At 31.6% G+C, this 25,665-nt stretch carries 13 protein-coding genes; 11 read left to right on the forward strand and 2 right to left on the reverse strand.

The genetic code is table 11. The features are described 5' to 3' along the window. Nucleotides 1–2 precede the first annotated feature (2 nt). The 8 genes from P161_RS0100725 (at nt 3) to P161_RS0100760 (ending at nt 21,319) form a co-directional block, all read left to right on the forward strand. Nucleotides 3–1,433 carry a sodium:solute symporter gene (locus tag P161_RS0100725; RefSeq protein ID WP_026775189.1) on the forward strand — a complete coding sequence of 477 codons (1,431 nt, stop codon included), beginning with the start codon at nt 3–5 and terminating at the stop codon, nt 1,431–1,433. Between the two features lie 288 nt (nt 1,434–1,721). Continuing rightward, complete coding sequence (locus tag P161_RS0100730) at nt 1,722–2,282, forward strand: hypothetical protein (RefSeq protein WP_026775190.1); 561 nt, start codon at nt 1,722–1,724, stop codon at nt 2,280–2,282. A 620-nt stretch (nt 2,283–2,902) separates the two neighbouring features. Beyond that, on the forward strand, nt 2,903–11,821 hold the full coding sequence (locus P161_RS0100735; RefSeq protein WP_026775191.1) for an SdrD B-like domain-containing protein: 8,919 nt from the start codon (nt 2,903–2,905) through the stop codon (nt 11,819–11,821). Nucleotides 11,822–12,177: 356 nt separating this feature from the next. Beyond that, nucleotides 12,178–17,874, forward strand: a complete 5,697-nt coding sequence (locus P161_RS19995; protein WP_026775192.1) for a collagen-binding domain-containing protein — start codon at nt 12,178–12,180, stop codon at nt 17,872–17,874. A gap of 177 nt (nt 17,875–18,051) precedes the next feature. Then, nucleotides 18,052–18,699 (forward strand): pyridoxamine 5'-phosphate oxidase, encoded by a 648-nt coding sequence (gene pdxH / locus P161_RS0100745; protein WP_026775193.1) that lies wholly within the window; start codon nt 18,052–18,054, stop codon nt 18,697–18,699. Nucleotides 18,700–18,732: 33 nt separating this feature from the next. After that, nucleotides 18,733–19,221 (forward strand): histidine phosphatase family protein, encoded by a 489-nt coding sequence (locus P161_RS0100750; RefSeq protein ID WP_026775194.1) that lies wholly within the window; start codon nt 18,733–18,735, stop codon nt 19,219–19,221. A gap of 10 nt (nt 19,222–19,231) precedes the next feature. After that, nucleotides 19,232–20,125, forward strand: coding sequence for a Ppx/GppA phosphatase family protein (locus P161_RS0100755; protein ID WP_026775195.1), 894 nt, complete (start codon nt 19,232–19,234; stop codon nt 20,123–20,125). Nucleotides 20,126–20,218: 93 nt separating this feature from the next. After that, the gene (locus tag P161_RS0100760) at nt 20,219–21,319 is read left to right on the forward strand and encodes an OmpA family protein (RefSeq protein WP_026775196.1); all 1,101 of its coding nucleotides are present in this window, start codon (nt 20,219–20,221) and stop codon (nt 21,317–21,319) included. Nucleotides 21,320–21,385: 66 nt separating this feature from the next. On the opposite strand, the gene P161_RS17835 is transcribed toward P161_RS0100760, so the two are convergent. Beyond that, nucleotides 21,386–21,883 carry a thioredoxin domain-containing protein gene (locus P161_RS17835; RefSeq protein ID WP_051605623.1) on the reverse strand — a complete coding sequence of 166 codons (498 nt, stop codon included), beginning with the start codon at nt 21,881–21,883 and terminating at the stop codon, nt 21,386–21,388. A gap of 146 nt (nt 21,884–22,029) precedes the next feature. Continuing rightward, nucleotides 22,030–23,058, reverse strand: coding sequence for a tetraacyldisaccharide 4'-kinase (gene lpxK, locus P161_RS0100770; protein WP_026775197.1), 1,029 nt, complete (start codon nt 23,056–23,058; stop codon nt 22,030–22,032). A gap of 152 nt (nt 23,059–23,210) precedes the next feature. On the opposite strand from lpxK, the gene P161_RS0100775 reads away from it, so the two are divergent. From P161_RS0100775 to P161_RS0100785, 3 genes are read left to right on the forward strand one after another with little or no spacing between them, the layout of a single operon-like run. Continuing rightward, the gene (locus P161_RS0100775; protein WP_026775198.1) at nt 23,211–23,630 is read left to right on the forward strand and encodes a hypothetical protein; all 420 of its coding nucleotides are present in this window, start codon (nt 23,211–23,213) and stop codon (nt 23,628–23,630) included. A 25-nt stretch (nt 23,631–23,655) separates the two neighbouring features. Then, the gene (locus tag P161_RS0100780; RefSeq protein ID WP_026775199.1) at nt 23,656–24,750 is read left to right on the forward strand and encodes a Nif3-like dinuclear metal center hexameric protein; all 1,095 of its coding nucleotides are present in this window, start codon (nt 23,656–23,658) and stop codon (nt 24,748–24,750) included. 2 nt (nt 24,751–24,752) lie between these two features. Next, entirely contained in the window at nt 24,753–25,526 is a 774-nt protein-coding gene (locus P161_RS0100785; protein ID WP_026775200.1) for a zinc ribbon domain-containing protein, read from the forward strand. Nucleotides 25,527–25,665: the final 139 nt, after the last annotated feature.

Below are 25,665 nucleotides of genomic sequence, written 5' to 3' on the forward strand. Positions count from 1 at the left end.
AAATGCAACCAATCCATATTATCTTATTAATTCTAGGTTATTTTTCGGTATTGATTTTTATTTCTTACATCACAGGAAAATCTGCAAACAATAAAACTTTTTTTAAAGCAAACAACTCATCTCCTTGGTATTTAGTGGCTTTTGGTATGATTGGAGCCTCACTTTCTGGCGTAACTTTTATATCTGTTCCTGGTTGGGTAGAAGCGCAAAGCATGAGTTATATGCAAATGGTTTTGGGCTATATTGTTGGGTATGCTGTAATTGGCTTGGTGTTGCTTCCTTTGTATTATCGACTGAATTTAACATCAATTTACACCTATTTACAAGACAGATTTGGTAATAATTCTTACAAAACTGGGGCAAGTTTCTTTTTATTATCAAGAACAATTGGTGCTGCTTTCAGACTTTTTTTAGTAGCAAATGTGTTGCAATTGTTACTGTTTGATGCATATGGAATTCCTTTTTGGGTAACTGTAACCATTACAATTTTGCTAATTTGGCTATATACTTTTAAAGGCGGCATTAAAACGATTGTTTGGACAGATACTTTACAAACTTTATTTATGCTAATTGCTGTTGGAGTTTGTATTTATACAATTTCTGATGAATTACAAATCAGCAATATTTTTAGGTATGTTGCAGATAGTGAACTTTCTAAAACCTTCTTTTTTGAGGATGTAAAAACAGGCGATTATTTCTGGAAACGCTTTTTAGCGGGTGCTTTTGTTGCGATTGTAATGACAGGTTTAGACCAAGATATGATGCAAAAAAACTTAACTTGTAGAAACTTAAAAGACGCTCAAAAAAACATGTTTTGGTTCACTATTGTATTAGTAATCGTAAACTTTTTCTTTTTAGCTTTGGGTGTTTTATTAACAGATTATGCTCAAAAAAACGGAATTGACGCTCATAAAGACGAGCTTTTCCCAATAATCGCTACAAAAGGAACTCTAGGTTTGGCAACTGCTATTTTCTTTTTATTAGGTTTAATTGCAGCTGCCTATTCTAGTGCAGATTCTGCTTTAACTTCTTTAACAACCTCTTTTAGCATCGATATTTTAGAGATTGACAAAAAACAATCCGAAGAAAATCAAGAGAAAATAAGAAAGCGAATTCATATTCTTTTCTCCTTTATATTGATAGGAACCATTTTAATCTTCAAATATTTTATTGCTGATGAAAGTGTTATTGCTAAAATATTTACGTTTGCTAATTACACCTATGGTCCTCTTTTAGGTTTATATGCTTTTGGTTTGTTCACAAAATTGAAAGTAAAAGATAAAGCAGTTCCGTTTATTTGTATTGCAGCTCCTTTTGTAACATTTTTTGTTAATTACCTATGCTTAAGTCTCTTTAATTTCGATTTTGGTTTTGCGCTTTTAATACTAAATGGTCTTGTAACTTTTGTAGGTTTATATCTTTTTAAAAAATAAAAAAGTTGTTTTTTAAGTATTTTTATGAATATTTATTTTTTTATTTAAAAAAAAATAATATATTTATCGAATAATAAAGCCCCCAAGATGAATACCTCTATTAAAAATTGTCATTTAGACAAAACCGAAACTACTACTATTAAATACTGTTTTGCTAACAAATTTAGCTATCAAAAAACAGGATATTCCAAATTACATTCAGAAATACACCTTTTCCGATATTAGTTTTTTTTATTATTAAAAATTAAACTATAATTATTTTAAAGAATTCATTCTAACCCCCAAGTTATGGAATCAAATAAAAAAGTGTTTTTATTAAAATGTGATACCTTATCATCTAAATCTTATACACAGTATTTAAATTTTAAGATTGATACCACTACTCTGTTTGCAAAAAACAACCACACAAATATTGAATTTAAAAGTTTTTTTAACCGAAAACTAGGTAACTTCAAAACTGTTTTCAGTAGCTATAAAACAACTATTACCAATTATCAAAAGATTGATAATGTAATCGTAAACAACATAAAATATTCCACTAGTTTTACTTTTGATAATTCTTTTCCTCTTTATAAAACAACCAATGATTACATCACTATATCATCAAAAAGTATAGAGCTAACAGCACTAAATTTAAAAGACGATTTACGAAAAGCAGCACCTAAAAAAAATGTAAAAATTAAATACGTTTTAAAACATAAACAACTTAAAATTAAGAGTGATACTTCATCTGTAGCCATCAAAAAAGATGTAAATTATTTTAATCATATCCCTAATATTATTAAAAAAAATACACCTACAGATGAAGAACACTCTACTTTTTTAAACTATAAAATATCACATAAATAAGAGATACTTCATCTGCAGAAATTAAAAAGTAAAATCTGCAAACTGCATCCCTAATGCTCATAAAGATAATACAACTGCGGATGAAGCTAACTCTATAACAAAATAATAAAAATTAAAGATCCATGAAAAATTACATCAACTATATTCCAAAAACTTTAGATTAAAATAAATTAAATATTCATATTAATTAAATTTTATTATCTTTGTATATTATTCAATTTTAATTAGATAAGAAAAATTTAAACCCTAATAAACTTTCTAAAAATTGATTAAAAAAAAATTTATCGAAACAAAACAAACCCCTTAGTTCAAAATTCAATTAATTTTGAACTTAAATTATAAAGTTATAAACCCTATAAAAACTTTTCAATTATGATACCCCAAAATTTCCCTAATCTTTCAGTTAGAAAAAATCTAAAATTTTTATCGAAACTTACTGACTAAGTATTTTCCAGAAAAAACATTTAGGACAGTTTGATTGCACAAATTATTGTTAAAAAAACAATTTGTGTGCTACTTATAGATTGGATTTAAACTTAAATAATGCCCTAAATCCAAAAGCCCTAAGTCTTGTTTAAAGGAGAACGAAAGTTATAACCCTAAATATAATTTTTCCAATCATGAGAAAAAAAATTACACACCTATTACAGCTAGTAATACTATTACAAATAGCAATTACTTACCCCTTACATGCTAGTTTCAATAATCTAGCAACGAATTCTTTTGAACAAAGCTTCAAAAACTCGAATGTATCTTTTTATGAACTTTACGAGCTAAATTGGAAAAACATTCAAAACTTTAATGATTCATCAATTTGGGAATCTAAAACAAACGCAACACTTAAAACAGAAAAAACTGTTTCAAGTGCTTTACCTTTTCAAGGAAATTTTGTTGGTTCTAACAACAATTGTTCAGACAATAGTGTATCAACTATTAGCGTTAATGTTCCAAGTGGTTCAGTAAACGACTTATTAATTGCTTCAGTTTCTACGGATGATGATAAAACAATAGATACACCAACAGGTTGGACTCTTGTAAGAGGTGGAGAAAATGATAAAACATCAATCTATGTTTTTTCTAGACTCGCTAGTAATTCAGAACCTAATAGTTATAGTTTCGACATTTCTTCTGGTAAAAAAAGAATGTGTGCTGCTATTCTAAGATATTCAGGTGTTAATACAACTACACCTATAGAGGCATCCAATATAACTACTGGTGATTCAGATAATCCTAATCCACCTTCAGTAACCACTGTTACAAATAACACAATCGTTGTAAATATGATTGCGATCGATAAAGATCAAAAACCCATGTCAAATCCTTCTGGAACTTCTGAAAGGATTGATATTGAAAGTGACAAACACTCTATGGGAATTGCTGATCAAAAAATAGCAACAGCAGGAGTCGTAAATCCTTCTTCTTGGAGTACTGATGATGATGAGAAATGGGTTGCAATTACACTAGCAATAAATACTACACCAAACGTAGATCCTTGTGACGCTATTGCTTCAGGCAATTTAGATACAGATTTGGATGGTGTTTCTGATATTTGTGATTTAGATGATGATAATGATGGTATTCTTGATACTGACGAAAGTGGAACTTGTAATTCAAGTAACAATAATTTAAATATAGCAGGTAATTTTGGATTTGGATCTTTAGGTAGTGGAGATAATGGAACGTACCCAACAACTTTATCAGGTTTAAATTATACTGCAACATTTACTGAAAATGGAAATAGTATTACTTCTGAAAACCTAAATGGTACTAATGAGCATGGACCCGTTTTTAAATTTAGTGGTGGTAGTGGAGATACTGGTTCAATTGACATCGTTTTTTCATACGCTATATCTGGTGCAAAATTTAAATTATCAGATTTTGATCAGCGTGAAATTCTTAGTGTAGAAGCTTATGATGCAAACAATAATTTAATTTCTCTTGCTGGCAGTACTTATGTAACTTCTGTTGGTTCACAAATAAATCAAAGTGGAAATAATTTTATAGAACCAGATACTAATAACAATGTAGATGGTGATTCTGAAACTACTGACAATCTTGGAGCAGTAACTTTTGATTTTACAGGTGTTTTAATAAAAAGAATTAAAGTATCTATTCAGCATCAGGAAGGCTCTTCAATAAGATACAAAATGGTAAATGGTACATTTTGTTCAGAAACTGACACAGATAATGATGGTATTATTGACAGCTTAGATACAGATTCAGACAACGATGGTTGTCCTGATGCAACTGAAGCTGCAAATAATTTAACTGCATCTGCTACTTTAAATGGTGGTAGTAATGGAGGTAGTTCTAAAAATTTAGGAACCTCTTCTAATAGCAATGGTATCCCTAATGGTTTAGGAACTACAACAGGTCAAAATACTTCATCTGCTGTTGTAACTGCAGAAAAAATTACTATAAATACAGCTCCACAAAATTCAAATGTTGCTAATGGAGCTAACAAAACGTTTACTATAGGAGCTTCTGCAAAAAAAACAACTGTTTTTAACAATGGAACTCCAAATTATAATTCAGGTACAACAACCACAAGTAGTTTAACATATAAGTGGTTTAAAACTTCAAATCCAAATACGGTTTTATCTACAACTAATTCATTTACATTAAACAATGCAAACGCATCAAGTGCAGGAGATTATAAGGTTCAAATTAGAGCCCTAAACAATTCTTGTTTAGAAGAAAGAACCTTTACTGTTACTATATGTACAACTGCTGAAAATAATACCAGTTCTGCATCTATAAACGAAGGACAAACAAAAACATTAACAGGAAACCCAACTGGTGGAACTTGGTCAATCGTTTCTGGTGGTGGTTCAATCAATGGTACAACATATACTCCAGATAATATTAATACTAGTACTAATGTAACAATTAGATATACAATTGCTGCTGATGGTTCTTGTGCTGCTACTACTGACGACGTTACTTTTGCAGTGACACCAGTTTGTGATGTGGTTGCTGATAACACAACTTCAACTGCAAGCATTACTGAAAATGAAACAAAAACTTTAACAGGCACTCCAGATTCAGCACCAGATGCTACAATTTTAGTAAATGTTGATGGGAATACACAAGGACAAAATCCACAACCTGCAAGAGACTTGCAAGCTGGTCAAGTTTTACGAATTATTGGAAACGGATTTTATAATGGAACTATTACTGTTAGAAGTGGAGCTCACTTGATTGTTTGTGGTTCTGTTAACATTTTTGGATCTGTGAGTATAGATAATGGTGGTCACTATTGGAAAACAAATACAACTGGCTTTACAGGTTCATTTGCAAATAATGGAACCATTCACGAAGGACCTACCAGTTGTGAAGCAGGAACTTGGTCAATCGTTTCTGGTGGTGGAACTATTAATGGAACTACTTATACACCAGATGATATCAATACTGATACTACAGTTGTAATTCGTTACACAATTGCTGCAGATGGAGATTGTGCTGCAACTTCAGATGATGTTACGTTTACTGTAACGCCTGTTTGTGATGTAGTTGCTGATAATACAACTTCTACTGCTTCAATCACTGAAGGGCAAACTAAAACTTTAACGGGTACTCCAAATGGAGGAACTTGGTCAATCGTTTCTGGTGGAGGAACTATCAATGGAACAACATATACTCCAGCTGATATTAATGAAGATACAAATGTAAAAATAAGATATACAATTGCTGCTGATGGAGATTGTGCTGCTGTAACTGATGATGTTACTTTTTCTGTACAAGTGTTACAATCTGTTACAATTTCTAAAACAGATGTTACTTGTTTTGGTTTAGATGATGGTAGTATCACCTTTAATTTTGATGACACTACATCTAGAACATTTATAGAATTTAGTTTAGATGGTGGAAGCACTTATAAAAACCAAGTTTCAGATGCCTCAGGAAGTGTTACATATTCTAACTTAGAACCAGGCACATATGATGTTTGGGTGAGATGGGGTAATGGAGATTTTCCAAGAGATTTAGGTGCAGATATTACTATTTCTGAACCAGCTGAAGTAGTTGTAAACAATACAACTTCTGGAACTTCAATTTCAGAAAATCAAACAAAAACATTAAGTGCAACTCCAGCAGGTGGAACTTTTTCTATAGTTTCAGGTGGTGGAACAATTAATGGAAATGAATATGTACCTGGAAACATTAATACAAATACTTCTGTAAAAATAAGATATACTGTTCCTGCAAACGGAACTTGTAGTGCTATTTCAGATGATGCAACGTTTACAGTTACACCTATTTGTTTAACAGTAAATAATACAACTACAACAGCTTCAATAACTGAAGGACAAACTAAAACTTTATCAGGTTCGCCTGCTGGTGGAACATTTTCTATCGTTTCTGGTGGAGGAACTATCAATGGAACAACTTATACTCCTGATAATATCAATACTGATACAACAATCGTAATTAGATATACAATTGCTGCAGATGGAGATTGTGCTGCAACAACTGATGATATTACGTTTACTGTAACGCCTGTTTGTGATGTGGTTGCTGATAATACAACTTCAACTGCTTCAATCAACGAAGGTGAAACTAAAACATTAACTGGTGCTCCAAATGGAGGAACTTGGTCAATCGTTTCTGGTGGAGGTTCTATTTCTGGAACAACATATACTCCAGATAACATCAACACTGCTACAACTGTTGTAATTCGTTACACAATTGCTGCTGATGGAGATTGTGCTGCTACAACTGACGATGTTACTTTTACTGTAACTCCTATTTGTGATGTAGTTGCTGATAATACAACATCAACAGCTTCAATTACTGAAGGACAAACAAAAACTTTAACTGGTGCTCCAAATGGAGGAACTTGGTCAATCGTTTCTGGTGGAGGAACTATCAATGGAACAACATATACTCCAGATGATATCAACACTGATACTACAGTTGTAATTCGTTATACAATTGCTGCTAATGGAGATTGTGCTGCAACAACTGACGATGTTACATTTACTGTAACTCCTGTTTGTGATGTAGTTGCTGATAATACAACATCAACAGCTTCAATAACTGAAAATGAAACTAAAACATTAACTGGGGCTCCAAATGGAGGAACTTGGTCAATCGTTTCTGGTGGAGGAACTATCTCTGGAACAACATATACTCCAGCTGATATCAACACTGATACAATAGTTGTAATTCGATATTCAATTGCTGCAGATGGAGATTGTGCTGCAACCACTGAGGATGTTACGTTTACTGTAACTCCAGTTTGTAATGTAGTTGCTGACAATACAACATCAACAGCTTCAATAACAGAAGGAGAAACTAAAACGTTAACAGGTGCTCCAAATGGAGGAACTTGGTCAATCGTTTCTGGTGGTGGTTCTATTTCTGGAACAACATATACTCCAGACAACATCAACACTGATACAACAATCGTAATTAGATATACAATTGCTGCAGATGGAGATTGTGCTGCTACAACTGATGACGTTACATTTACTGTAACTCCTGTTTGTGATGTAGTTGCTGATAATACAACTTCAACAGCTTCAATTACTGAAGGAGAAACTAAAACATTAACAGGTGCTCCAAATGGAGGAACATTCTCTATTGTTTCTGGAGGTGGAACTATCAATGGAACAACATATACTCCAGCTAATATCAATACTGATACTACTGTTGTAATTCGTTATACAATTGCTGCTGATGGTGATTGTGCTGCAACAACAGACGATGTTACTTTTACTGTAACTCCAGTTTGTGATGTAGTTGCTGACAATACAACTTCAACTGCTTCAATTACTGAAGGAGAAACAAAAACTTTATCAGGTTCGCCTGCTGGTGGAACATTCTCTATCGTTTCTGGTGGAGGAACTATCAATGGAACAACATATACTCCAGCTAATATCAATACTGATACTACTGTTGTAATTCGTTATACAATTGCTGCTGATGGTGATTGTGCTGCAACAACAGACGATGTTACTTTTACTGTAACTCCAGTTTGTGATGTAGTTGCTGACAATACAACTTCAACTGCTTCAATTACTGAAGGAGAAACAAAAACTTTATCAGGTTCGCCTGCTGGTGGAACATTCTCTATCGTTTCTGGTGGAGGAACTATTTCTGGAACAACGTATACTCCAGATGATATCAACACAAACACAACTGTCGTAATTCGTTATACAATAGCTGCAGATGGAGATTGTGCTGCAACAACTGATGATGTTACGTTTACTGTAACGCCTGTTTGTGATGTGGTTGCTGATAATACAACTTCAAATGTTTCAATCAACGAAGGTGAAACTAAAACATTAACTGGTGCTCCAAATGGCGGAACTTGGTCAATCGTTTCTGGTGGAGGAACTATCAATGGAACAAAATATACTCCAGCTGATATTAATACAGATACAACAATCGTAATTAGATATACAATTGCTGCTGATGGAGATTGCCCTGCAACATCAGACGATGTTACTTTTACAGTAACGCCAGTTTGTGATGTAGTTGCTGATAATACAACTTCTACTGCTTCAATTACTGAAGGTCAAACAAAAACATTAACTGGTGCTCCAAATGGAGGAACTTGGTCAATCGTTTCTGGTGGAGGAACTATTTCTGGAACAACCTATACTCCAGATGATATCAACACAAATACAACAATCGTAATTAGATATACAATTGCTGCTGATGGAGATTGCCCTGCAACATCAGACGATGTTACTTTTACAGTAACGCCAGTTTGTGATGTAGTTGCTGATAATACAACTTCAACAGCTTCAATTACAGAAGGACAAACAAAAACATTAACTGGTGCTCCAAATGGAGGGACTTGGTCAATCGTTTCTGGAGGTGGAACTATCAATGGAACAACATATACTCCAGCTGATATCAACACTGATACAACTGTTGTAATTCGTTATACAATTGCTGCTGATGGAGACTGTGCTTCAACAACTGATGATGTTACTTTTACAGTAACTCCAGTTTGTGATATAGTTGCTGATAATACAACTTCAACAGCTTCAATCACTGAAGGACAAACAAAAACATTAACTGGTGCTCCAAATGGAGGGACTTGGTCAATCGTTTCTGGTGGAGGTTCTATTTCTGGAACAACCTATACTCCAGCTAATATCAACATTGATACTACTGTTGTAATTCGTTATACAATTGCTGCTGATGGAGATTGTGCTGCAACAACTGACGATGTTGCCTTTACTGTAACTCCTGTTTGTGATGTAGTTGCTGATAATACAACTTCAACAGCTTCAATAACAGAAGGTGATACAAAAACACTTTCAGGTTCGCCTGCTGGTGGAACGTTCTCTATCGTTTCTGGTGGAGGAACTATAAATGGAACAACCTATACTCCAGCTGATATTAACACAGATACTACTGTTGTGATTCGTTATACAATTGCTGCTGATGGAGATTGTGCTGCAACTTCAGACGATGTTACGTTTACTGTAACTTCATCTGGTTTAGGTTCAATCGGAGATTTAGTTTGGTTTGATAATGATGGAGATGGAATAAAAGATCCTAATGAAAATGGGTTGGCTGGTGCTACTATAACTTTAGATCCAGGAACACCTAACAATTCTGCAGATGATGTAACAACAACATCAGATGCTAATGGAAAATATCTATTTGATAATTTACCAGCTGGTATTTACACAATTTCTGTAGATTTAAGTTCTGTAACTTCTGGATTGCCAACAGGAACAACAATTGGAGATTTAATACCTACATTTGATGGAAATGGAGTTGGTACCCCAAACACTAGCACAATTACTTTACCAGCTGGCGTAAACAATTTAGATCAAGGTTTTGCTTATGGAACATCTTCTGACGAAACTTCTGGTGGAAATGCTGGTGGTGTAGAATCTGAATCTTTAGGTGATGCAATTTCTAAAATTTATGTAGGTAGAAAAAAGAATTCTGTTCCAACTGAATTTGTAAAATCTGAGGCTAACTTGTATAACAAATCTAAAATGAAGTCTGTTCAACCTTATCAAGGAAAAGGACAAACCATGTTAGATATGTTTCCAACGCAATTATTTGCAGGTAACATCGCAAATGTTACCTCACCAACTGATATTTTAGATTACACAGTTGCTGATGAAGTATTATCTGTAGATTTCTCTTTAAATGGTGAAACAAAAGGTGTTGTTTTAGGAATTAAAACAACAGATAAGATATACAATCATACAAAAGCATCTTGTGATCGTTTAAGAGGGGCTGAAATTTTGAATATTCAAAAAGTAAACATCAAAGGCTACAATTTCTTAATGCAAGGAATTAAACAAAGAAGTGGTGTTGTAGAATATGCAATTTCTTTTGCTACTGCTAAAAACAATAACGATAGTCAATACACGATTCAAACAAATTGGTATGTAAATGCTTACAATAAGTTTAATGATGTATACAACTTTCAAGTATGGGCTACTAAACCAGCAGATACTCAAAAGTTAGTAGCGGATATTTTAGAGAATTTAACCTCTTTTATTCCTGTTACACAAACAGAAGTTCAAAAAATACCTGAAACCTATGCTTCTAAAATCTATAGAGATAAAGGAGATTTAGTTGTAAAATTAAGAAGTACTGAAGAAGGTAAAACTGCTGAAATTTCTATGGTAGAATTGTATTCTGAAACTGCAAATAACGTTAAATACAGAAATAATTCTTTAAGCACTGAAATTCAACAAAGTTTATCAGTAGACATTGCTGATGGTTATGAGTATGATGCACTAGTTAAAGTTGATGGAGAAATAGAAGATGCTTTTTATCATGCAGATGGAAACTGGGGCTTAGACTTTGACAAAAGATATACCAAAATTAACAAATACTTTGTTTGGAACGATTTTGATAGAGTGTACCAAGATGATGAGCATACATTAAACAGAAATATAGAATTAAAAGCAACAAGTGACTATGATTACTTAACTGTTTACAAATCTTTATTACCTGGTACTATTTCTGCAGATTATTCTGCTTACAACTATGTAGCTTTTACAGCTAAAGGTTCTGGATTAATGGAATTAGGTTTGGTTAAATCATCCATTCAAGATTGGAAAGCTCAATATAGAGTCATGGTAGATTTTTCTGAAGAAGAGCAAACGTATTATGTTCCTTTTGATCTTTTTACATCAAGTGCGAGTCAAGATAAATTAGAGGCTAATGATTTAACCACATTACTATTTACTTTTTTACCTGTTGAAGCAAACACAAACGATTTAGATTTGGAAATTTCTGACGTTCGTTTTACAAAAACAGCTGTTGAAGAATTTACGGTTAATAAAATTGAAAAGTTTGAGAACCAGTTTATGGCACACCCAAATCCATCAAAAGGAAATGTAAACTTAGTTTTATTCAGTGAGAATGATGAGGAAGCAACTGTAACTTTATCTGATGTGACTGGTAAAATAATTTACAGTGAAAAAACTACTTTAAATGCTGGTAAAAATGAGCTAGCATTCGATTTTAAAGTAAAGGCGGGTGTAATGCTTTTACAAGTAACTAGTAACGCTACTAATTACGGAACATCTAAAATTATTTTTAGGTAAAAGATAAGTTAGTAGTTTTGAACACTTGTAGGGTTATTAATTTCAATCTATTAATTTTAAAAGAGCTGGTTTTTATCAGCTCTTTTTTTGTTATAAATTTTTGATTACTTTTTTAATAAATTTTATAGAACACCAATTTCATCGATAAACTACTGGATTTCATCGATTTTACGTCAAGAAAAGAGCACGAAACCATAAAAACAGTATATTTGTATATTATTTTAATTGATATACCCCCTATTTCAAATTAAAGCTAACCTCTTTGAACGTATTATCACATGATGAATTATAATAAGAATTTAAAGCTTTTAAGGGTAAAGCTACCTCTTAATAAATTTGCACTATTTACCTTTTTTTTGTTATTTATAACAATCAATAGTAATTCACAATGTGTTAATGCTACAGACTGTGATGGAGATGGAATTGCAAACAGCATAGACTTAGATGATGACAATGATGGTATTTTAGATACAGATGAATTTAACTGTCCACCTTTAGCATCAGGAACAATTACTTCTTTTATAATTGAAAATAAAGCTCAAACTACTTCTAATAAAACAGTCAATTCTTTTTCAAATTCTAGCTCTCCTTTTGCTAGCAACACATCTTATAATTTATCTTATGGAACTAAATTTGGAAAAAGACTAAAAGGTTTTGTTTTTAGTTCTGGAAATACGGTTAAAGTTGATGATGATGCATCAATTGGAAATATTACATTTAGAAGAAACCTATCAGCCCCTGCACCTACCAATCAAATTATTTGGATTGAAAATGATGGCCATACAAACACCACAAACGCTACAAAATTACACACCAATCAAATAACAAATATGGCCGAAACATTTTCTCACGGTTTTTACAATGTGGGTAGTGACAATGTTTTCGACAATAGCTTATCTTCTCAAAACAATAATGATATAGAAAGAGTAGATGTTACTTTTGATAATGGATATTTGGTAAATTCAGCCGATAATCAATATATTACTGTTGGCGAAAGAGGTAAAAATAATTTTATTGATATTGCTGTAATTACAAGTTTAAATAGCAGTGGAACACCAACTTCTTACAGTACAGTTTATAGAGTAACTACTACCTCTATGACCACCATAGAAAAACTACCTTCTACTGTTTTAAGAAAAGAAATTTCTGACACAAATTTTAGACCAAGTACCGCTTTAAATCAAGATGTTGCTATAAGAGCTGTTAAATTATCTGATTTTGGCATTACTAATGGAACAATTATTTATGGATATTCAATTTTACCTCCAGATTATAATACAGCAAACATCTTAGATTGGAATACATACCCAACAAATACAAATTCAACTTTGGGTGGTTTAGATTTAGTACTTTTTAATTACTTTTCTTCAGATTGTGTGGCTAGAGATACAGATGGAGATGGTTTACCAGATAGTAAAGACACAGATTCAGATAATGATGGTTGCCCAGATGCAATTGAAGCAGCTGGTAATTACACAACTGCACAAGTTACAAACACTCTAATTGGCGGAAGTAATGGAGGAAGTTTATTAAACTTTCCTACCCCAGTTAACAACAACGGAATTCCAACAGCTGTTGGAACAACTAGTGGTGGAAATGAAACTATAGGACAAGTAAATGCTGCTTTTGTAACGAATGCTGAACAAATTACCATAAACACAGCACCAATAAGCACAACTGTTAATGAAAATGATAATGCTAGTTTTTCTGTAAATGCATCTTCAATCTCAACAACAACATTTGCAGCTGGCAATCCAGATTATACAATTCCACCTGCAACAAATTCAACAGGTACTTTAACCTATAATTGGTTTAAAAATTCTGCTCCCAACACAAGCTTATCAACCTCAAATACTTTAAATTTAAATACGGTTTCTTTTGCTGATGCTGGAGATTACACTTTGGTAATTACTGCTGTGAATAATTCTTGCCAAGAAGAAAGAACTGTAACTTTAACTGTTAATGACGTTCCTACTGCTACAAATGATACCTTTAACACTAATCAAAACAGCCAAAATAATAGTTTAGATGTTTTAAATAATGATTCCTTTGGGAATGATGGACCAAACACAGGTACTATATCTTTACCAAGTGGAACCACAACAAATGGTGGAACAGTAACTATAGACGATGGTGGAACACCAAATGACCCTACAGATGACAAGGTTCTTTATACACCTTTAGCAGGCTCTACAACAAACGATTCTTTTACATATACAATAACTGATGCTGATGGAGAGACATCTACAGCTACAGTTTCTATTACAGTAAGTCCAGTTGCAGATTGTAATGACAGTCCTACAGCTCCTGCACAAGGATTTAACGTGTTTGTAGAAACAAATATGGATGTAATTACCACAGAAACAAGAGGTAGTGTTGCAGTAGGTGAAAATTTAACTATAAAAGGAGATTACAATGTTGCTACTGATGATTGTGGTGATTTTGATACAAATGGATTAAAAACAGGACTTCTTGTTGGTAACCAAGTAAACTATCCACTAAATACAGTTATCAATACAACTGATGATGAATGTAATTGTGGAGATCCAACAATTGTTAATAATGGCAGTTTTGAAACAGGTGCAGTAACAAATACGTGGATTTTAAAAAATGAAAGTGATATTCCTGGTTGGTATACAACTGCGACCGATAACAAAATAGAAATCTGGAAATCTGGTTTTCAAGGTAAAAATGCTCAGGATGGAAATTATATAGCAGAGATTAATGCAAACCAAAGAGCTTCTTTATATCAAGTTATTTGTGCAGAACCAGGTTCTGTTTTAGAATGGTCTATTTGGCATAGAGGAAGACGTGGAATTGATGTTGCTAACGTAAAAATAGGTGTTTCTTTGAATTCTGCTACAATTGTAGAAACAATGAGTACAGATCAAAACGCTTGGCAGAACTACACAGGTTCTTACACAGTTCCTGCAGGAGAAAAAACTGTATATTTTGTTTTTGAATCTGTTTCAAGTCAGCCTTTTAACAATCTTACTTATGGAAATTTAATTGATAATTTTGAAGTTACCAAAACGTTTCAAGGAACATGTCCTGTTGGGGTTGGTTCGAATAATGGTTTATTAACCGTTGTCAATCCTAATTATTATACAAAAATTGGCAATAGCAATGGTTCTGTTGCATGGTATTTTGATGAATTAAATGCACCTGCTCCAATGAGAGTTACGCCAAATGGAACTTACAATTCATCATCAAGAATTCAAATGAATAACAATTCTCCTACTTACGGAGTAAGTTCTGGAAACAATCCAGTTTTTGAAAGTAATTTATTAGATTTTTCTAGTGCATTTCAAAGTTTAAGAGCGAATTCCACAAATATGGCTTCTAACAGCAATACTGCAGTTTTAGAGGATGACAGTTCAAATTCAATTACGAATACAACGTTAACTAACCAGACAGAAATAATTTTAAATAATGGTGTAAATTATTTAAATGTTACAGGTACAGATTTAAATAGTGTAAATGGTTTTACATTTCAAAACTCACCTTCAGCAACTAAAATTTTAATCATTAATGTTGATGCTCCTGGAACTTTTAGTTGGGATACTTGGCAACAGTTAGGCATAACTCAAGCAGAAAGTGCCTATGTTTTGTATAATTTCTTCAACACAACAGATTTAAATATTGAAGGAAGTGAAACTATTTACGGAACTATTTTTGCTCCTTTTGCTGATGTAAATAAAGTAGTAAACAAAGAAGATATTTATGGTCAAGTAATCGCAAAAGCGTTTATTCATGATGGTGGCGTAATTCACTGTAATAAATTCGCAGCAACAAGTACTTGTCCTACTTTTGCAGGAGTAGCACCTTCACCTGGCTTCGATATTAATGTAAACCCACAATGTTTTGTTGCAAATGATTTTGTATTCACAAATACAACAGATATTGTTGGTGTTCCTCAGCCAGAAGCGCCTATTACTTATCTATGGGATTTTGGTGATGGTACCACAAGTACAGCTATGGATACAACTAAAACCTACGCAACTGAAGGCACCTATACAGTTAGTTTAACTGCAACAAATATTTATGGATCAGAAACTTATTCAGAGCAAATAGTTGTATTGCCAGTTTTAGAACCTATTGTTTCTGTAGTAGATTTACCTTCTGGTCCTGGACAAGTTTACAAACAATTTACAATAGACAATGCAGCTTCATTTACAGATTTTTCATGGACAATTCCTGGATCTGGACCTGGATTATTTCAAAATACAAACCCAATAGTTCAATTATTTACTGCTGCTGGTTTATATTCAGTTTCTGTAACTGCAACAAGCAACGATTGTACGATAACTGTTGAGGTTCCTGTTGTAATTTCTTCCAATGAAGTAACTACTGGAAACTCAGGGGGAATTGAATCTGAATCTTTAGGAGACGCAATCTCTAAAATTTATGTCAACAGAAAAAAGAACTCTGTACCAACAACTTTTATAAAATCTTCGTCTAATATCTTCAACAAAGCTAAGATGAAGTCTACACAACCTTACCAAGGTAAAGGGCAAACAATGTTAGATATGTTCCCAACAGAATTATTTGCTGATAATGTTGCAAACGTAACTTCACCAACTGACATTTTAGATTATACAGTGGCTGATGAAGTTTTATCTGTAGACTTTTCTTTAGATGGAAAAACAAAAGGTGTTGTATTAGGAATTAAAACAACTGATAAAGTTTACAACCACACCAAGGCATCTTGTGATAGGTTGCGTGGAGCAGAAATTTTAAATATTCAAACAGTTCAATTAGAAGGATATAATTTCTTAATGCAAGGTATTAAACAAAGAAATGGAATTGTAGAATATGCTATTTCTTTTGCAACTGCTAAAAATAACAATGATGCTGAATATACTATTCAAACAAATTGGTATGTAAATAATTATACCAAATTTAATGATATGTACAACTTCCAGGTTTGGTCTACAAATCCAAAAGATACTCAAAAAATGGTTGTGGATATTATCAAGAACTTAAATTCTTTTATTCCTGTTAAACAAACAGAAATCCAGAAAGTTCCTGAAACGTATGCCGCTAAAATTTTTAGAGATAAAGCAGATTTAGTAATCTTAATGAGAAGTACTGCTAAAGGGTTAAGCTCAGAACTTACTATGCAAGAGTTGTATTCTGAAACTGCCAATAATGTAAAATATAGATACAATCCTATAAACACTCAATTAGAGCAAACTCTAAGAATAAATATTGCAGATGGTTATGAATACGATGCTTTAGTAAAAGTAAATGGCACTGTGGAAGATGCGTTTTATCATGCAGATGGAAATTGGGGATTAGATTTTGATAAAACCTATACAAAAATTGAAGTATACTTTGTATCCAACAACTTTAATAGAGTTTATAATGATGATGAACATGCCATCAACAGAAATGTAAAAATTAAAGCAACTAGCGATTACGATTATTTAACCGTTTATAAATCTTTATTACCTGGAACTATTTCAGCAGATTACTCTGAGTACAACTATGTAGCTTTTACAGCAAAAGGATCTGGAATGATGGAGTTAGGTTTGATAAAATCATCAATCGAAGACTGGAAAGCACAATATAGAGTTATGGTTGATTTGTCTGAAGAAGAAAAAACGTATTATGTGCCTTTTGATATTTTTACATCGAGTGCTAGCCAAGAAAATTTATCAGCAGAAGATTTAACAACGTTATTGTTTACATTTTTACCTTTTGAAGCAAACACAACTAAATTAGATTTAGAAATTTCTGATGTGCGCTTTACAAAAACAGCTGTTGAAGAATTTACAGTAAATAAAATTGAAAAGTTTGAAAATACTTTTATGGTATATCCAAATCCATCAAAAGGAAATGTAAACTTGTTACTATTCAGTGAAACAGATACAGAAGCAACTGTAACTTTATCTGATATTACAGGTAAAATCATCTACAGCCAAAAAGCGGTTTTAAACGCTGGTAAAAACGAAATAGATTATGACTTTAATGTGAAGGCTGGAGTATTGTTTTTACACGTTTCATCTGCTGAAAAAGATTACGGAACTTCTAAAATAATATTTAGATAAAAAAACTTAAATTTATATTTTTTAAAAGAGGAAAATCATATGGTTTTCCTCTTTTTATTTTTAATTCATAAAACTAAACCCAACACATCCTTCCTCTTCTTAAGATTTTAAGTTATCAAAAATTTATTATTAAAAATCTTTAAAAAATTAATATTTTTACATCAACAAAAAATAAAAATGGCGAAAGACTTAAGTAACTATAGAAAATCTTACGAAAAACAAGAACTTTTAGAGAGTAACTGCCCAGAAAATCCAATGGAATTATTTCAAAAATGGTTTATAAATGCAGATAATTCTGATGCTGTTGAAGAAACTAATGCCATGACAATTGCCACCATTGGTAAAGATGGTTTTCCTAAAAGTAGAGTTGTTTTACTTAAAAAATATACTTGGGAAGGTTTTATTTTTTATACAAACTACAACTCAGAAAAAGGAAAAGCAATTGAAGAGAACAACCATATTTGTATTTCATTTTTTTGGCCAGCTTTAGAGCAACAAATTATTATAAAAGGGGTTGCAGAAAAACAAGCAGAAAACTTATCTGATGGTTATTTTGAGTCAAGGCCAGATGGAAGTAAATTAGGTGCCTGGGCTTCAGAGCAAAGCAAGGTAGTTTCGTCCCGTGAAGAATTAGACGAAAGCTTAAAAAATTATGAGCAAAAATTTGAAGGTAAAGAAATACCTAGACCCGAACATTGGGGAGGTTTTTTAGTAAAACCTGTTTCTATAGAATTTTGGCAAGGAAGACCAAACAGAATGCATGATAGAATAAAATATTCGCTACAAGAAGATTTTTCTTGGAATTTAGAAAGATTAGCACCTTAAATTTTTATATTTACAATTCATTAACCAAATTAAATGAAAACACTATACATAGTTCGTCATGCAAAATCTTCTTGGAAATATTCGGGTATAGAAGATATTGACAGACCTTTAAAAAAACGTGGTATTAAAGACGCGCATTTAATGTCTAAATTTTTATCGAAAGAAATAGCAAGACCTGACGTTTTTATTTCTAGTAGTGCCAATAGAGCTTTGCATACAGGAATAATTTTTTGCGAAAACTTAGAATATCCTTTGGCTAACCTTCAAATTAGCAGGCAGTTATATAGTTTTAGCGATGGCTATTTAGTAAAAACAGTGTGTGCTTTAGATGATGCTTTTAACTCTGCTATTATCTTTAGTCACGATCATGGTATCAATACTTTTGTAAATAAATTTGGAAATACCCCAATTGCACACGTTTCTACATGTGGAATTGTTGGTATTAAATTTCAAGAAAAACATTGGAAAAATATTAAAAAGGGAAAAACTTTTATGGTTGAATTCCCTAAAAATCATAAATAATTGTAGCTTTTTGGAAATAAAAAAATACGGTGCAATCGATATCGGTTCAAACGCAATTAGACTATTAATCGCTAACGTAATTGTTAAAGAAGGGAGAGAACCACAGTTTAAAAAATCTTCTTTGGTGCGTGTGCCAATTCGTTTGGGAGCAGATTCTTTTGTTAATGGTGTTATTTCCGAAGGAAATATTAAAAGAATGTTAGATGCTATGGAAGCATTTAAACTTTTAATGGGAGTTCATAATGTAGAGCGTTACAAAGCCTGTGCAACTTCTGCAATGAGAGAAGCTGAAAATGGTAATGAAGTTGTTGATAAAATTTTTGAAGAAACTGGCGTAAAAATTGATATTATTGGTGGTAAAGAAGAAGCTGCCATTATTTCATCAACAGATTTAAATGAACTTATAAGTGGAGATAATTCTTATTTATATGTTGACGTTGGTGGAGGAAGTACCGAATTTACAATCTTTTCTGGTGGCAAAATAACCATTTCAAAATCTTTTAAAATGGGTACAGTTCGTTTGTTAAACAACAAAAAAGCTGTAAACAAAGAAATTTTTGCCAATGTTGAAAAATGGATTAAGAAAAACACCAAAGACTTAAAAAACTTATCTTTAATTGGTTCTGGAGGCAATATTAACAAACTCTTTAAAATGTCTGGAAGAACTGAAGGAAAACCAATTTCTTATATCTATTTAAATGCTCAATATCTGTTTTTAAAACAAATGAGCTATCAAGAAAGAATCTCTGAATTAAGCTTAAACCCTGATAGAGCCGATGTAATTATTCCTGCTGCAAAAATATACTTATCTGCTATGAAATGGAGTGGCGCAAGAAAAATATATGTTCCTAAAATTGGTCTTTCAGATGGAATCATAAAAAGTTTATTTTACAACAAATTATAATTTTAAAATTTTGCTATCAACTTATAAATGTTTTTAGTACTTTTGGCACAATCGTTATTTACCAAATAAAAGTATTGATTAATGTTTAAGAGTATGAAAAAATTTCTATTAAGTATAGCTATTGTAATGATGGCTACTGTTACTTTCGGTCAAGATTTACCAGAAAATCCTGAACCAGGAAAATGTTATGTTCGCTGCAAAACACCAGATATATACAAAAATGAAACTGTAAATATTGCTGTTTCTCCAGAATATAAAAAGATTGTTACGTTTCCTGCAGAATACAGAACCATTCAAGAAAAAGTTTTAATAAAAGAAAGTGGCCAAGAAGTAAAAATTGTTCCTGCTGTTTGGGGTACACAAGAAGTTACTTATTTTGAAAAAGAAGATGGTACAAGATTAGAGTCTCAAAAAGCGGTTTTTATTCAAGGATTTGAAACAGTTGAAACAAAAGCGGCTTCTGCAAGTTGGGAAATGAGTGAAAAAATGCCAAATTGTGACTCTGATAATCCAGATGATTGTAGATATTGGTGTTACAAGCCATTACCTGCTGAATTTAAAACAATGCCAGTAGAAAAATTACAAAGCGATGCAACTGTTGTAAAAATTCCTATTCCAGGTGTTAGAAAAACATACCAAAGAAAAGTAATGGTAAAACCACCAAGTACAACTTTGGTTAAAACAGAAGCAGAATACCAAACAATAGAAAAAACAGTTTTAGTAAGAGATGCAAGAACTGAAGAAGTTGTAATACCAGCAGTTTATAGATCTGTTACGAAAGAAATTTTAGTTCAAAAAGGAGGCTTAACTTCTTGGAAAGCTGTTGACTGTCAATTAATTGACAATACACCTTTACCAATTAATTGGGATTTTTCTAGTGCTACTTTAAACGAAGGTGCAAAACAAATTATTGATGCTCGTTTATTACCTATTTTAAATGATGGTGTTGCTGTTTTTATTGAATCTCATACAGATATGAGAGGAACTAAAAAAGACAACCAAGAATTGTCTGACAGAAGAGCAAAAGCTGTTACAGATTATTTAATATCTAAAGGAATCAACTTAAGCCAATTATATGCAAAAGGTTTTGGAGAATCTAGATTGCTAAACAAATGTTCTGACGATGTTGTTTGTTCTGAATCTGAACATGCAGTAAATAGAAGAACTACTTTTAGAGTTGTAAATCAAAAATAATATATAGCTTAAAAACTATGTAACGTAAATAAAAAAACGAAGCAGATTTGCTTCGTTTTTTTTTGTTTAATATTTTCCAATTACGGATTGGAAAAAAGGATAATAGTATTCTGTAATTACATACCCTTTTTTTTCTGCTATTTTTTTCCCTCTATGATTCACCATCATTAAAGTAGGAAAAGCTTTTACTTTATATTTACTTTGTAGGTATAAATTTTCGCTCATTTTATCTTCAGAAACTATATCTTTTCTTCTAGGAATATCTACTTCTAGTAATACCAAATCTTTATCTGCTATTGCCTTAAATTTTTCAGTTTGAAATAAATCCCTATCCAAAACTTTACAAGGTCCACACCAATCTGAACCTGTAAAGTAGATTAAAACAGGTTTTTTTTCTTTTTTAGATTTTTTTAAAGCATCTTTATAAGTAGCAACCCAATTCAATTCAATTTTGTTAACAATCTTATTTTCAGCAATCTCTACATCAGTAGAATCGGTATTTTGAGCATATGAGGTTTGATACGCTAAAAAGCTAATCATAAAAAACCCAAATAATTTATTCATAATCTTTAAATTTATTCAAAAGTATCAAAAATAATACCATTCATAAAACATAAACTGTGACTTGCTAAATTTTATTGTATCATAGATCTTTTAGCAATCGCATTTTAAATATTTCTAGCAAAACTAAAAAAGAGAAACCGATTTTTTTAACTTTGATTTTGTTGTATATGACTCATAACCATTTCATCAAACCTATCTTTTTGATTCTCTAAAAAACTTGTTTCTATGGGGATATAAAAAAGATTTTCGATACTTTTTTCTAATCGAACAAAATCTTTTTCTGTGGTTAGTATTATTTTTTTAGCTGATGAAATAGCATCAAATTCTTGTTGTATGTTTTCTATTTCTATGGATGAAAAATTATGGTGATCTGCAAATTGTAAATGTTTATAATTGATTTTTTTATCACTTAAAAAACCTAATAGTGGCTTTGGATTTGCAATTCCTGTAATCAAAACAATTGTATACTCTTTTAAATCATCTATTGGAATCACATCTTTTGATGACAAAATTGCTCCATAAGTAATTGTCGTGAAAAATACTTCTTTTTGATATTTCTCTAATTTTCTCTGAATCGTTTCTTGCTTTTGATGACTTAAATCTTCTGGACATTTTGTAACCACGATAACATTGGCTCTTTTTGCTCCTCCTCTACTTTCCCTTAAATTTCCTGTTGGTAATAAAAAATCATCTGTAAATAAATCATCGAATTTGGTGAGTAAAACGTAAAAACTACCTTTTACTTTTCGATGTTGATACGCATCATCTAACAAAACAAGTTCAGGTGATTTGTCATTTATCAATTTTTGAATACCTTCTACCCTATTTGCATCCACAGCAACATCAATTTTTTTAAACTTTTTAAAATATTGCAAAGGTTCATCACCAACATCTAAAGCTATATGAGTATCATTTAACAACACAAAACCAGTTGTTTCACGTTTGTATCCTCTGCTTAAAACTGCCACTTTAAATTGATCCTGAAGCAATCTTATCAAATATTCAATTTGAGGTGTTTTGCCTGTGCCACCAACACTTAAATTACCAACAACAACTACTGGTATTTTAAAAGAGGTTTGCTTAAAAATACCAACATCAAAAAATAAATTTCTGATAGTTGTTACCACATCATACATAATGGCGAAAGGAAATAATAAGAATCTTACAAATTTCATTGGTGTAAAATACAATAAAAGAATTTTTAATTTATTTCTAAAATTTAAAAATATCATTTTCAAAGATACAAAGGAATTAAAGTTGATGTTTTTTTTAGATTAAATATATTAACTTTGAGTTTCTCTAAATAATTGAAAACGATTAATAAGAAATGACTGTAAAAGCTTCTGAAATACTTATTGAAAATATAAGTAAAGATCTATTTTTAACAAATTGGCATCAACAAGATTCTGATTCGCTTTACAAAGATTTTTTTAATAACTTTAGTTTAAAAATACCCTTTAAGTTTAAAGGTAGTTCTGCAAGTATTGTGCTAAAGTCAAAATTAGTTTTAGAGGAAAATAACAAAGGTGTTTTAATAAAGCTATACAGCAACATTACAAAACCTTTAGCATTTTCTTTAGCTATTGGAGTACTATCTTCCTTAATATCTATAATTTTTTATTTCAATATTATATTCTTAATATTTATCCCAATATTGTTATCTTTCATTTTCTTGGCAACTTTTTATTGGAATACATTAAAAATAAGTGAAAAGTATTTGAATAAAATAAAAGAGAATTATATTTAATTTTATGTCAAAAAGCATCTAAAATATGACCATTCAAAACATCACAAATTATATTGAGGAATTAGCGCCTTTAAATTACGCAGAAGATTTTGACAATGTTGGCTTGCTAATTGGCAATTACCACACAGAAGTTACTGGAGTTTTAGTAACTTTAGACACTTTAGAGCAAACTGTAGATGAAGCTATTGCTAAGAACTGCAATTTAATCGTAAGTTTTCATCCGATTATTTTTGGTGGATTGAAAAAAATCAATGGAAATAATTATGTAGAAAGAGTGGTTTTAAAAGCGATACAAAATAACATCGCTATTTATGCAACACACACAGCTTTAGACAATTCTAAAAACGGCGTTTCTGCAAAAATGTGTGAAGTTTTAGGATTGACGAACACTAAAATATTAATTCCTAAAAAGGGAATTATTAAAAAACTAACAACCTATATTCCTGTTGATGAAGCATCAACATTAAAAGAAAAGTTATTTGAAGCTGGAGCAGGAAACATAGGGAATTACGATTCTTGTTCTTTTGATGTAAAAGGCGAAAGTTCTTTTCGAGGAAATAAAGACGCTAACCCAACTTATGGAAAGAAAAACGAACTTACAAAAAGAGAAGAAACTAAAATTTCTGTAGTTTTTGAGAGTAAAAATGAAAATGCTATTTTAAAAGCTTTAAAAGAGAATCACCAATATGAAGAAGTTGCCTACGAAATTGTAACCACAGAAAATGTATATCAAAATATTGGTATGGGAATGATTGGTGAGTTCGAAACTGAAATGGACGAAAAAGATTTTTTATTATTTCTTAAAAAAACAATGAAAACAGATTGTGTTCGGCATTCTGCACTCATCAACAAAAAGATAAAAAAAGTGGCAGTGTTGGGTGGATCTGGAAGTTTTGCCATTTCTAACGCAAAAAAAGCTGGAGCAGATGCTTATATTTCTGCAGATTTTAAATATCATGAGTTTTTTAAAGCCGAAAACAGCATACTTTTGGCAGATATTGGCCATTATGAGAGCGAACAGTTTACAAAAAACCTTTTGGTTGATTATCTTACGAAAAAATTTAGTAATTTTGCAGTCATTTTATCAGAAAAAAGTACAAATCCTATATATTATATATAAACATGGCAAAGAAGAAAGAAATTTCGGTTGAAGCAAAATTAAGAGCATTGTATGATTTACAATTAATAGACTCTAGAATTGACGAAATTAGAAACGTTAGAGGTGAATTACCTTTAGAGGTTGAAGATTTAGAGGATGAAGTTGCTGGATTAAATACAAGAATTACTAACTTAAATAAAGATGTTACTAGTTTAGAAACAGATATTAATAACAAAAAGTTAGCAATAGATGAATCTAATTCGTTAATGAAAAAATACGATGAGCAGCAACAAAAAGTTAGAAATAACAGAGAATTTGATTCTTTATCGAAAGAAATTGAATACCAAGATTTGGAAATTCAATTAGCTGAAAAAAGAATTAACGAGTACAAAGCTAAAATTGCTCAAAAAAATGAAGTAATTAACGCTACTAAAGAAAAATTAGCAAAGCAAGAAGCTCATTTAGGTCATAAAAAAGCTGAATTAGATGCTATTTTGAAAGAAACTGAAAAAGAAGAAGCACTTTTGATCAAAAAATCGAAAGAATTTGGTGAGTCTTTAGATGAGCATTTATATACTGCTTATAACAGAATTAGAACCAAAGTAAAAAATGGTTTAGCTGTTGTTGCCATAGAACGTGGTGCTTCTGGAGGTTCTTATTTTACAATTCCACCTCAGGTACAATTAGAAATTGCTAACAGAAAAAAAATTACTATAGACGAACATAGTGGACGTATTTTAGTGGATGCTGCTTTAGCTGAAGAAGAAAAAGAGAAAATGGATAAAATGTTTTCTTAATTTAAAAGAAATAAAATAGCAAAAAAACTCGAAGTGAAAGCTTCGAGTTTTTTTGTGGTGTTTTGTTTTGGTTCGTTTTTTACTTTTTTAGACTCAAATTTATCAAGCACAGTCTTAGCATACACAGTTTGTCTTGCTG

Source organism: Polaribacter sp. Hel_I_88, assembly GCF_000687935.1.
Taxonomy (GTDB): domain Bacteria; phylum Bacteroidota; class Bacteroidia; order Flavobacteriales; family Flavobacteriaceae; genus Polaribacter.